The following is a 12,863-nucleotide window of genomic DNA, read 5'->3' on the forward strand; positions in this document are numbered from 1 at the left end:
AATATTAGAAAATCTTTTATCAAAAGAGTACACCGCTTTAAAGTCATCTAAAGTAATATTTTTATATATTTTAGGATTTAATGTATCTAAGAACAAGTTTTCAAATCCATTAAATAGAGAATAATAATTTTGTTCTACTAGCACTTTATTTAATTCATCATCCTTAAAAATAAGCCCTCTACATTTTAATCTATTTTTCAGACTTTCACGTGATAAAAATTTTTTTATTGCCATTTAAATCACCTTTTTTGCAGTTTCCCTAAGCCCTTCATCTTTAATTTTATAATAATTAATTTCATCTATAAATACTATTATCATCTACTATGAATATAGCGATACAATTTGTCCATACAAAAAGTCTATCATATTTTTATGGAAAAATCGACAATGCAAACTATTTATATAAATATATTTCGTTAGCATTGAAAAGAACTGCATTCCTTTAGGTATGGAGTCAATATTATTAGGATCTAAAAGTCCATTTCTAAGTGCTACCTTTAAATTGTTTGATGTCATTGGTGTTGCACTTGTTGTTACTATCTCTATCTCTGCTGGATACCTTAATACTCGACTTGAAAAGTATGTAGATTGGGGCCCTTGGACTACTTTCATCCCCTTTGGCCTTATTTCTGTTATCAACGTTGGTATTTCCATGTTATCTACACGATTTACAGGGAAATTAAGCAACTGGGGGAATTATCTAGGCATTGTAAATACAATCCTCTCCGGTGCAATAGATTATATACTGGGAAATAAAGCGGCCATTATTACCTATCCTATTACATTTATCATCTATACATTTGCCATCAAAAAATGGAAAGCCTCTTATGAAGGCATTCCTAACACGATGACTCCGTCCCGAAAATATATAGTAGGAACTATTATCACTATCGTCGCTTTTACCATTTCAATTGTAGCTAATTATATCGGTTTTAATAAGAATATAAATTTCTTATCCTCTCTAACAACGATCGTATTCGCATTCTCACTCATTGCTAACCTATTCAACGCTTTAAAGTTAGATCCGCAATGGCCATTTTGGATGATTTATAATATCGTGCAACTATTGAAAGCCTTCACCTAAGGCAACTTTGCAAACGTAGGGAAGTATATATTCTACATAGTTAACGCCATCGGAGTTTTGTTATTCTGGAAAGAGAAAAAATGCATATAATAATGTTAATAGGAGCTAACAGTAGTATTTTTTCTCAGAATATGCTATACTACGTGTATAAATAAGAAGAGCCATCAACGTGCGCAGGCGTTAGGCTCATCTCAAAGCTTAAAAGAAATGGGCCTAACGTGTGAGGTGGTCAGACCTCTTTACGTTAGGTCATTTTATTATCTATTTCAAGATATCAATAAAATGAATTAGTAATTCCAAAGCTAAAATGATCAAATAGAACTTTTCAAACTCGGTCATACTATCACCTCCTCCTATTATAGGAAGAGATGAGCCCAACTCACGTTGATGACTCTTTTATTTTTATTATAGCATAAATCGTGCATACTGTTGATAACATTTAATACTACTTACAATTATAAACAGAAACAAAAGCACCTTGTCGAAACAAAGTGCCAATCTTGGTGATCCAGGAGGAATAGCGGCAAGCTTAGACCTTTAGGAGCCATAGGCGACGCGAAGGTCTTAGCGATAGCATCCCTCCAACATAAAAAGGATTCTAGAAAACATAGAATCCTTTGTTAGTGGTGATCCAGGAGGGATAGCGGTAAGCTTAGTTCTCTAGGAGCATAGCGACGCGGAGAACTTAGCGATAGCATCCCTCCAACATAAAAAGGATTCTAGAAAACATAGAATCCTTTGTTAGTGGTGATCCAGGAGGGATAGCGGTAAGCTTAGTTCTCTAGGAGCATAGCGACGCGGAGAACTTAGCGATAGCATCCCTGCCACACAAAAAGGATCCTACATCAAGTAGAATCCTAAATACTTGGTGATCCAGGAGGGATACGTAATCGACTTAGTGTGCTAGGAGCATAGCGACGACGCACGCTTAGTCGATACGATGTTCACCCCGAAGCGTAGCGAAGGGCCCTCCAAATGAAAAAGCACCTTGTCGAAACAAAGTGCTAATACTTGGTGATCCAGGAGGAATAGCGGTAAGCTTAGACCTTTAGGAGCCATAGGCGACGCGAAGGTCTTAGCGATAGCATCCCTCCCACACAAAAAGGATCCTACTTCAAGTAGAATCCTTAGTACTCTGGTGATCCAGGAGGGATTCGAACCCCCGACCCACGGCTTAGAAGGCCGTTGCTCTATCCAACTGAGCTACTGAACCATATGTAATTATAAACACATCCAATTTACCCATACATAATAAAATAACCCATCACATAGACATTGTCTCTGTATGGGAGCGTATTGAATACAATCACATGTATAAGTGGAGCGGGTGAAGGGAATCGAACCCTCGCAACCAGCTTGGAAGGCTGGGGCTCTACCATTGAGCTACACCCGCACATAAGAAAATGGTCGGAGCAGCAGGATTCGAACCTGCGACCCCCTGGTCCCAAGCCAGGTGCGCTACCAAACTGCGCTATGCCCCGATATCTTCTATCCATAGTAGTGATTCATCTTAACTGTCCTTGGGAAACACTGTTTCACTACCGTTTGCTACTTGCTGTAACAACAAATATATAATATCATATCCATCACATCTATGCAAGTATTTTTTTATAATTTATTTAACTTTTTTCTAACCGTACATGGCAAGCGGAAATGGAACACAGCACTCCCTACTCACTGTACCAAGATTCCATATATAACTAAGAGAAACGGCTGCGTTAGTATTCCAACGCCCCGCTTCTCGTGCATTTATTCTTCTTCACTTTCAGTAAAGAAAATTTGTATGCTTTGTTTTCCATCCGCATGAACCGGCTCATTGATATGTACCGTTAGTTGCTCCTCATTTGTTCTACCAACAGAATCTCCATCTTTTACCTGCTTATCAGATGTCAAAATATAATCCGCTACACTTAGGATATAGTTCCAAGCTTTCTCTGGATCCCATGGACAATGAAGGAACTCCACATTTAATTGGTTGAACAGTTCCATCCCACTCGTAGATAAGGAGATGGTGCCATCCTCTTCAAAATCCATATCTACCCATATCATATTCGCCATAGGCAACATATCATCTCGTAAGGTTTCCGTTTCTTCATGGAATTTGTCAGCTTCATATAGCACACCATTCGTGTACACTGCACTAGCTCCCTCTTGCTCTGTAGCCACTGAAAGTAGCTTGGCTAGTAACATGCCTTCTTCCAAAGGATTACCCGGACCTTCCACAATACTAATCGCCACATGGTACGTATGTCGTGTTCCTACCTCTACAGCAGATTCCCAAAGATAATTTCTCATGCCACCTTGTTCTACCGCCTGTCGTGGCATAGGAAAGGAGAATGGGGCAACTACTACTTTATAGCCATCAATCACTAAGAAATGAGCTTCTTCCATGTCATCTTCTTCTACTGAATCCACATCCACTGTCGCAATAGCAGCTCGAACTTTCATCCCTTCTGGACTGGTAATCGAATCAATATCCCATCTTGCAAGCAAGTCCTTCTTAAATCGATTCACATCAAATGCTGTATCTTCCAGCAAGACCATCCCCATAAAACCGCGTTTACCTATCATAGGTCCCATATCGCCTATACTATCTAAGATCCTTTCAGATAAATTCCGCATAGCTTCAAACAAGAGTTGGTTTTCCGCACTTTGTACATCCATGGTATCTACATCCAAACTCATAGTTTTTTCTATAATAGATTGAATCAGATAATCTCCAGATCCATGAGAAGCTTCTTTCATTAGCACTAACAATACATGACTAAAAGATGGCCCTAGCAATGTCAACGTTTTCGTTTCACCGTTAAAGTATAATACTTGTCCTACTGTACCAGATTTGGTTGGGTTAAAGTCAAGGTATAACCTAGATGCATTTTCCCCTTCACCAGTCGCCGCAAACAAACATAAATCCCAGCTAGCAGGGGTAGCACGCACTTGTGATGGTCTATCCGTAGGACCCTGAATATCTAGTTTTCTTGTACTCAGTCCCTCCCGATCAAATGTTAACATTTGACGAGCCGACAATAAATAAAATTGTTTATTATCATGTATAAATAATGGAAATGTTACATGCAAAGAAGTATATTCTTTTTGGTATGTTCCATTTTCCACATTCAGCAAGAAACTAAGCCCTTCTGGTGTCTTAGGATATCGCTTTAATAGGTGCATCCATTCTTGTGGTGATATCCCTTTCCATTCACCTTGAATGACGTTCCATACATCGGGAACTAACCCACGATACACGCGAGATATATCTGACATATACCGTTCATGAATGGTCAGCCCTGAATCGACGACATCAATGGTAGCACCTACTCCTAAGTCACTCCTACGAAGATAGGTATTGATTACCTCCACCGCTAACTCTTTATCTGCTACATAATACACAAATCTTGCCATTCCTTTAGGAATATCGATACATGTTGTACTTACAATACTATTTTCTTCCAATGCCGCTGTAATTTTAGCATCCAATCGTTTGAGTTTTTTTGTATCCCCTAAGGAAGCATCCAGCATCACATGTACATGATGCAAATTGCCTAATTCTGCAATGACCTTTCCATTTTGATACAACTTCGCACCATAAGGAATCCCTAATTCATCCAAGGAGATAAGCATTTCCTCTACTAACTCAGAACCTTCATCCATAGAAAACCGAACTACACAATGGTCAATCTCACCATTCTTTTTATATACCGATTCCCCCTCATGAACCTCTCCTACATCCGCCAACTTATGTTCTATCAATATTTCTAAAGAACCTCGACAAGATTCATCAAATTGGGCTGGAATATATAGCTCATATTGCATTCGTTTCTTATTGTCTGCTGTCATATCTCTTAGATCTCCACTTTCAATCACCAATACTTACTACCAGTACAACTCATGTGGTGTCTCTCTGTTACAATTCACTCACTCCAAGAGAGTCACAGAAATCGGCAGGGATTGTAAAATTTCTTTTGCCAATTCACGTGTTGATTCTGTAGTACGAACCATACACAATCCCTCCGCATTCACCGTTGTCATGACCCCTACGTATTCATAGCCTTCTAAAATCCGATTCACATAATTTGTATATGTCCGTTCAATTTGAAAGTACACATACTCTGGATCAAAGACAATCTCTTGTTCTTGCATCTTGTTCCTCCCCTATGTCGTAAGGAATTATTTTTGTTTCGTTTCACGACGCATCATGGAGTATTCCTCCAATGGTGTATCGATGTACAAACGCAATTTCATTTGTGCATGTTTTGCCACATCAATGTCATTGCCATCTTCATCAGTGATACGTGTAATCACATGTTTCACCAATGGTCCATGAGGTTGGCAAAATTCTACTTCTTCCCCTACTTTAAAGTTGTTACGTTGTTCCATGTAGGCATAGCCTTCTTCTGCATTGTATCCTTCTACTAATCCGATGAAATCGTGGGTTTGCGTATTGGAAGATTTACCATAGTTTTGCGCTTCTTCCCCTGGTTTTTCCATGGCGAAGGCCTCTGTGTATGGACGATGAGAAATTTTTTCTAATTCTGCATACCATTCATCACGTACATACCAGTCATCTCCTTCTTCTAGGAATTTATCGATGGCTTCACGGTATACTTTGGATACAGTAGCTGCATAGTGTACAGACTTCATGCGACCTTCAATTTTTAAACTATCTACACCTGCTTTATAGAGTTCAGGGATATATTTTAATAAGCATAGATCTTTAGAGTTAAAGATATAGGTACCATGTTCATCTTCTTCAATTGGATAGTATTCGCCAGGGCGGTTTTCTTCTACTAAATTATATTTCCAACGGCATGCCTGCGTGCAAGCCCCACGATTTGCATCACGATTTGTCATGTAATTACTCAACAAACAACGACCAGAGTAGGAAATACACATAGCTCCATGTACGAAGGCTTCAATTTCTACATCTGCTTTCTCACGCATGGTTTTGATATCTTCAATGCTGACTTCACGAGCTACTACTACACGAGCAGCCCCTTGTTCTTTCCAGAACTCTGTAGTCAAATAGTTCGTGGTATTTGCTTGTGTACTCACATGCAATTCTAAGCCTGGAGCCACACGTTTTGCCAACAAGAAAATACCCAAGTCTGCTACGATGATCGCATCGACCTTGATACTTTCCAAGAATTGTAAATACTCTTCAAGGCCAGTTAAGTCCTCATTATGAGGGATTATATTACAAGTCACATAGATTTTTTTGCCATGGCTGTGTACAAATTCTACAGCCTCTTTCAATTGATCATTGTCAAAGTTAGAGCTAGCTGCGCGCAGTCCAAAAGCACGACCTGCACAATATACGGCATCCGCTCCATAGCGAATGGCCATCTTTAATTTATCCATATTACCAGCTGGCGCTAGTAATTCCATATGTCGTTTTGTCATGTATTTATCCTTTCCATACACTAACACTCATACCATCTCCCATCGGATAAATGGTGGTGTTATAGTGTTCTTTTTGTTCTACATACGTTAAATATTCTTGCAATCGTTTCACAATGGTTTTAAATCGGCGTGGTGGTTCTTTGTCTCCCCGCACATAGCCACGGAATAAGACATTGTCTGCTAACACTACCGCTCCTTCCGCTAATTTTGGTTCAATCAGCTCTAGTTGCTTTAAGTACTGTCCTTTAGGACCATCTAAAAACACTAAATCAAAAGGACCTTCTAAGGCTTCAATCAATTCTGTAGCATCTCCTTTTAATAGAGTGATTTTCTCTGCATAGTCTGATTGTGAAATGAAATGGCTAGCCATCCCATGGCGTACATCATCTAATTCCATAGTGATAAGCTGTCCTTCTTTGTCCATATGCTTTGCCAATAACAGCGAAGAGTATCCAATAGCAGTGCCCACTTCTAAGACTCGCTTTGGTTTATATAAACTGATTAAGTCTTCAAAGAGTTCTACTTCTGACTCTCGTAAAATTGGCACATCATGCAAAAGCGCATAAATACGTTGTTCATTTAAAATATCTTTAATTTTCATAAATTTGATCCACTATTTTCAAATGTTCATCATAGGTTTTCGTAAAATGATGATGTCCTTCTTTGTCAGCTACAAAGAATAAATACTCCGTTGGTGGCGCATACAAAACTGCCTCCATGGATTTGATGCCTGGGTTTGCAATAGGTCCTGGTGGCAACCCTTTATGAAGGTATGTATTGTACGGACTTTCCAATTTTGTATCCTCAATACTAATCAAGGGCTTAGGATATCCTAAAATATATTGAATACTAGCACATGATTCTAAGGGCATACTAGTTTTTAAGCGTTGACGAAAAACTGCGGCAATGATCGGTCTATCTTCATCAAACTTCGCTTCTTTTTCCACCAAGGATGCTAAGGTAATAAATTCAAATATGGTCATTCCTTGTGCTTCAATATCTTGGCGCATTTTTGGTGTTAATTGGCGATTCATTTCGTCCGCCATGATGGCCATCACATCTTCTGCTTTGCTACCTACAGGAATTTCATAGGTGCTAGGGAATAGAAATCCTTCCACCCGATAGGTAACAGGCTTCGTTCCCACCATATACTCATAAGGTGTATAGGTCTTTCCTTTTTCCATGAATGCATACTGCGTATCGATGCCTTGTTCTTCAATGCGTTTGCCAATTTCACCAATGGTAAATCCTTCTGGAATGGTAAGTTTCACCGTTTGTAATCTACCTTGTTGGAGCAAGCCAATGATCTCACTTAAACTAGAATGGTGTGGAATTTGATAATATCCATGTTGTAACTTATCCATGGTTCCCGTTAAGCGTAGAGCACCACGGAACAGAGTAGGTGATGTGATCAGTCCTCTTTCATAGAGTACATCCCCAATCTGTGCACCAGTTTGATTCTCACTGATAACAACTGTTTCTACATCTTCCTTTGAACCACCAGTCCAAGGAATATAATATATACCTGCTAAGATTCCAAGCAAAATTACGATTAGAATTGCTACACATCTATAGATATAGTTTGCATATTGTTTCATAGCACACTCCTTTTTCAACGAATACTATATTATACCATTTTAGCAGTATATATAGCAATTTTTCTATATAGTATAGGTCAATGTATCATCGATACACTCACCTAGACCATATATCGTAACGCCATTAGGTACAACACTTTTTTACCTACCATGTATGTAATCCATCTTCTCTTATACAGAAAAGGCTGTAACCACACTGTCTTTCGACAGTCTGTTACAGCCTTGACTAGCGATTAGTCCATTTCTTCGTATAATTTAATCACTGCATCAAATTCTTCATCAGTAGGAGCTACGTAAACTTGTTCTCCTTCTTCTTCATCAATGCGTGCAATAATCACTTCTGGTTCATCATGTTCAGTGTCTTCTTCTGGAGGAAGAGATACTAAAATCGCAAATGCTTTTCCATCATGTTGAATTAGCATTTCTTCTTCATAATACATTTCTTCTCCATTTTCGTCTTCAATGACAATCACAGATACTTCACCTTCATAACCTTGTTCGATCATGGTAACCTCCTTATGAACGACTATCTAAATAGCCTTGTAAAATGACAACTGCTGCCATTTTATCAATGACTTCTTTCCGTTTTTTACGACTTACATCAGCAGCAATTAAAGATTTTTCTGCCATCACTGTAGATAGGCGTTCATCCCAAAATACAACTGGCGTGGAGATGACTTCTTGCATCTTTTCTACAAAGGCTTCCGTTTTTTCAGCCCGTTCTCCTTTGGTACCATTCATATTTTTTGGCATGCCTACCACAATAGTGTCTACCTCGTATTCACGGATTAACTCCGCAATGCGCTGAAAGTCTTTTTCATGAGATGTGCGACGAATAGTTTCGATGCCTTGCGCTGTAATATACAGCGCATCACTGCATGCTACGCCTATGGTCCGACTTCCCACATCTAGTGCCATAATTCGCATTATAATTGTTTCGCTTTCACATATTCTTTCACAAGTTCTTCAATAAGCTCATCTCGTTCGATGCTACGAATATCACTACGAGCATTATTATAACTTGTAATATACGTTGGATCTCCGGAAATGAGATATCCTGTGATTTGACTAATTGGGTTATACCCTTTTTCCGCCAAGGCTTGGAACACATGTTGGAATACTTCTTCTGGTGTCAACGGTGTTGTTTGTACCGGTTTAATCACCATTGTTTTATCTGAAAGATTCATATAATCCCTCCTTATCATGAATTTTCTAGTGAAAATCTCATCTATGAGTAAACTTATCCAACCATGGATTGGATTGCCTCTTTACCTGCTGCTAAGGCTTGGTCCATCGCTGCTGGATCTTTACCACCAGCTTGTGCCATATCTGGACGGCCACCGCCATTACCACCAGCCGCTTGCGCTGCTACTTTTACGATATTACCGCAGTGGATACCTTTGCCAACTACGTCTTTTGTAGCCATGCAAACGAAATTCACTTTATCGCCACCAGCTGCACCTAATAATACTACGCCAGAGCCAATTTTATCGCGAACCATATCCGCCATGTCACGCAATTCGCCCATATCAGATACTGGTACGGAGGCTACTACTGCTGTTACATCGCCTACTGTAAATTGACCAGCTAAGACACTATCAAGGTTACCGCTGTTCAATTCTTTTTTCACTTGATCTAACTCACGTTCTACAGCTTTTGCATGGTCTAATACTTGTTGCACTTTACCTACTACTTCTTGTGGTTTTCCTTTCACAAGAGAAGCTACTGCTTTTAATGTTTGTTCTTCTTGTTGTGCTAACACAAGCGCTGCTTTACCTGTCACCGCTTCGATACGGCGTACGCCAGAACCAATACCACCTTCGGAAGTGATACGGAATTGACCGATGAAACCAGTATTTTCTACGTGAGAACCGCCACACAATTCGATGGAGAATTCTGGCACAGATACAACTCGTACTTCGGAACCATATTTTTCACCGAACAACGCCATAGCGCCTTTTGCTTTCGCCGCATCAATGGACATAGTTTCTACTTCCAATGTGGAAGCACGAAGAATTTGTTCATTTACCATGTTCGTAATGGTTTGCAATTCTTCTGCTGTCACTGGGGAAAAGTGTGTAAAGTCAAAGCGCAAATAGTCTGGTGTTACCAAAGAGCCCGCTTGGTTTACATGCGTACCCAATACGGAGCGCAAAGCAGCATGCAATAAGTGTGTTGCTGTATGGTTACGAGCCATATGTTGACGACGTTCTACATCTACTTCAAAAGTGACTTCATCATTCACAGAAATGCTACCTTCTACCACGGTACCTACATGGTAGGTAGTGCCTTCTGGTAATTTTTTCGCTGTATGCACTTCTACTTTGCCCAATGGACCTACGATGAAACCAGTGTCACCTAATTGCCCGCCTCCTTCTGCGTGGAATGGAGTCGTTTTTACGATGATCGTAACATCCTGTCCATCTTCAGCACGTTCAATGGCTTTTGCCCCTTCACCGATTAACAATACTGTGGATGCTGTGGCATTTTCATCGTCAGAAATATGTTCGCCAGATAAATGGGTAATATCTGGAGTAGCTACTTTTGCGTCTACGTCTTCACGAGCTTCACGAGCACGAGTACGTTGTTCATTCATAGCACTTTCAAAACCAGCTTGGTCGATAGTGAAACCAGCTTCAGAAGCGATTTCTTCAGTCAATTCCCAAGGGAATCCGTAAGTATCATACAATTTGAATACGTCTTGACCTGGTACTGTCATAGCGCCCTCAGCTTTCAATGTATCCAATAATTGGCTCAACATGTCTAGGCCAGATGCCAATGTTTGGTTAAAACGTTCTTCTTCGTTTGCCACTACTCGTTTTACGAAGTCTTGTTTCTCCACGATATTCGTGATAGCTCCGCCCAAGATATCTACAACGATATCTACTAATGGTACCAAAAATGGTCCTTGAATACCTAATAGACGACCATGACGAACAGCACGGCGCAAAATACGGCGAAGCACATAGCCACGGCCTTCATTAGATGGCAACACACCATCTGCAATCAATGCCACAATAGCACGAATATGGTCAGCGATAACTTTCAAAGAAACATCTGTATTCGCATCTGTATGATACGTAACACCAGCTTTTTTCGCTGTGGCTTCGATGATTGGGAAAATCAAATCTGTTTCAAAGTTGCTTTCTTTGTTTTGTAATACAGATGCCAAACGTTCTAAACCAGCGCCAGTATCGATATTTTTCTTAGCCAATGGTTCGTATGTACCTTCTGCTGTACGATTAAATTGCGTAAATACAAGATTCCAAATTTCAAGGAAACGGTCGCAATCACAACCTGGTGCACAGTTTGGATCATCGCAACCACGCTCCGGTCCTAAGTCAAAGAAAATCTCGCTATCTGGACCACATGGACCTTCGCCAATTTCCCAAAAATTATCTTCTAAACGGCTGATATGGTCTTCTGGTAAGCCAATTTCATTATGCCAAGTGTCATAGGCTTCTTGATCATCTGGATATACAGTAACGTACAATTTTTCTTTATCCAATTTGATGACTTCTGTTAAAAATTCCCATGCCCAATGGATGGCTTCTTTTTTGAAATAATCACCAAAAGAGAAGTTTCCCAACATTTCAAAGAATGTATGGTGACGTGCTGTACGTCCTACGTTTTCAATATCCCCTGTGCGAATTGACTTTTGGCTTGTCGTAATTCGTGTGCAAGGTGGTACTAATTTACCTGTAAAAAATGGTTTCAAAGGCGCCATACCAGCACCAATTAATAATAAAGATGGGTCGTTATCTGGAACAAGAGAATAACTCTCTTGCTTTAAATGTCCTTTACTTTCAAAAAAATTCAAATACGCTTGGCGTAATTCATTTCCTGTCATGGTTTCCCTCCTAAAATTGTCTATTGCCTTTATTATACCACAGATTTTAATGAAAGTATGCATTTAGGTGAGGTCATTGACTTATATAGGATGATGATACTTTCCATACTAATTTTATATTTTAGAGCTACCTACACTTCGCCAAATTCACTAAGAATGTCACCACATAGAGTCCAATAGCTGTCAGTACAATGGTCCCCCCTGGTGCAAAGTCTAGCCAAAAGGCACTACACAAACCTCCTATGACGGATATTACGGAATATACTGTAGCGATACCCCAGGTTTCTTTGAAGCCCCGTTTCCATAAATGAGCAGATGCAACAGGAACTATCATCAACGCACTGATCAATAGAATCCCTACTACGGTCATCCCCATGACAACTACAAGGGCTGTTAAGATGGCAAAAATCATGTTCACACGATTTACATTGATACCTACAGTGCGAGCAATTTCCTCGTCAAAGGAGGTAAGCATTAAGGAGTGATACACAAATTTCATGATAATACCCACTACGATAGCCACCGCACCGATACCATAAATATCTGTCATAGTCACCGTTAGAATACTGCCAAATAAAAAGTTCAATAGTCCAGTGCTAGGCATTTTTACCATTGTAGAAAATACGATAGCCAGCGCTAAGCCTGCATAAAAGAATAATGCCATAATCATATCTGCATATTGTTTTTGGTAGCGACGCACGAGTTCTATACCCATGGCGGAAAGTACGGTCAATATAACAGCACCTAATGGAGGGTATACTTTCAGTAAGGATGCCCCCGTCACACCAGCAAAGGCAATATGTCCTAATCCATCGCCGAGCATGGATTGCCGTTTAATGACAATGAACATACCAATTAGGGGGCACATCAGAGCCACGATGAGGCCCGCTAAAAAGGCACGTTGCATAAATGTATAGGATAAAATATCCAT

General features: G+C 39.8%; 11 protein-coding genes, 3 tRNA genes and 1 pseudogene. 1 reads left to right on the forward strand and 14 read right to left on the reverse strand.

The window, feature by feature from the left end; genetic code table 11:
* Positions 1-234, reverse strand: a pseudogene (locus EO111_RS00480) (Abi family protein); the annotation flags it as partial.
* A gap of 214 nt (positions 235-448) precedes the next feature.
* Here EO111_RS00480 and EO111_RS00485 point away from each other — a divergent pair.
* Positions 449-1,084, forward strand: coding sequence for a nicotinamide mononucleotide transporter (locus EO111_RS00485; protein WP_240642196.1), 636 nt, complete (start codon positions 449-451; stop codon positions 1,082-1,084).
* Positions 1,085-2,220: 1,136 nt separating this feature from the next.
* Here the strand turns inward: EO111_RS00485 and EO111_RS00490 are convergent.
* From EO111_RS00490 to EO111_RS00550, 13 genes are all read right to left on the reverse strand, one after another.
* Positions 2,221-2,297: transfer RNA gene (locus EO111_RS00490), tRNA-Arg, on the reverse strand.
* A 106-nt stretch (positions 2,298-2,403) separates the two neighbouring features.
* Positions 2,404-2,477: transfer RNA gene (locus tag EO111_RS00495), tRNA-Gly, on the reverse strand.
* An 11-nt stretch (positions 2,478-2,488) separates the two neighbouring features.
* Positions 2,489-2,565 (reverse strand) — tRNA-Pro (locus tag EO111_RS00500).
* A 268-nt stretch (positions 2,566-2,833) separates the two neighbouring features.
* A complete protein-coding gene (locus EO111_RS00505) occupies positions 2,834-4,921 on the reverse strand; it encodes a DUF4261 domain-containing protein (RefSeq protein ID WP_127010187.1) in 2,088 nt (695 codons plus the stop codon).
* 78 nt (positions 4,922-4,999) lie between these two features.
* On the reverse strand, positions 5,000-5,224 hold the full coding sequence (locus EO111_RS00510; RefSeq protein WP_127010188.1) for a DUF4911 domain-containing protein: 225 nt from the start codon (positions 5,222-5,224) through the stop codon (positions 5,000-5,002).
* A 27-nt stretch (positions 5,225-5,251) separates the two neighbouring features.
* Positions 5,252-6,484 (reverse strand): U32 family peptidase, encoded by a 1,233-nt coding sequence (locus EO111_RS00515; protein ID WP_009352930.1) that lies wholly within the window; start codon positions 6,482-6,484, stop codon positions 5,252-5,254.
* 4 nt (positions 6,485-6,488) lie between these two features.
* Positions 6,489-7,085: an O-methyltransferase gene (locus tag EO111_RS00520; protein WP_127010189.1), complete on the reverse strand. Its 597-nt coding sequence runs from the start codon at positions 7,083-7,085 to the stop codon at positions 6,489-6,491.
* Positions 7,075-8,082, reverse strand: coding sequence for an endolytic transglycosylase MltG (gene mltG, locus EO111_RS00525; protein WP_127010190.1), 1,008 nt, complete (start codon positions 8,080-8,082; stop codon positions 7,075-7,077). Before mltG ends, EO111_RS00520 begins: the two co-directional genes overlap by 11 nt.
* Positions 8,083-8,315: 233 nt before the next feature.
* Positions 8,316-8,588 (reverse strand): DUF1292 domain-containing protein, encoded by a 273-nt coding sequence (locus EO111_RS00530; protein WP_009352989.1) that lies wholly within the window; start codon positions 8,586-8,588, stop codon positions 8,316-8,318.
* 10 nt (positions 8,589-8,598) lie between these two features.
* Positions 8,599-9,009, reverse strand: coding sequence for a Holliday junction resolvase RuvX (gene ruvX / locus EO111_RS00535; protein WP_126939628.1), 411 nt, complete (start codon positions 9,007-9,009; stop codon positions 8,599-8,601).
* Positions 9,009-9,269, reverse strand: coding sequence for an IreB family regulatory phosphoprotein (locus EO111_RS00540; RefSeq protein WP_009352873.1), 261 nt, complete (start codon positions 9,267-9,269; stop codon positions 9,009-9,011). Before EO111_RS00540 ends, ruvX begins: the two co-directional genes overlap by 1 nt.
* A gap of 53 nt (positions 9,270-9,322) precedes the next feature.
* Positions 9,323-11,932 (reverse strand): alanine--tRNA ligase, encoded by a 2,610-nt coding sequence (gene alaS / locus EO111_RS00545; protein WP_127010191.1) that lies wholly within the window; start codon positions 11,930-11,932, stop codon positions 9,323-9,325.
* A 127-nt stretch (positions 11,933-12,059) separates the two neighbouring features.
* On the reverse strand, positions 12,060-12,863 hold the full coding sequence (locus tag EO111_RS00550) for a metal ABC transporter permease (RefSeq protein ID WP_127010192.1): 804 nt from the start codon (positions 12,861-12,863) through the stop codon (positions 12,060-12,062).

The sequence above is a fragment of the Veillonella sp. CHU594 genome (assembly GCF_003992265.1).
Classification (GTDB): domain Bacteria; phylum Bacillota; class Negativicutes; order Veillonellales; family Veillonellaceae; genus F0422.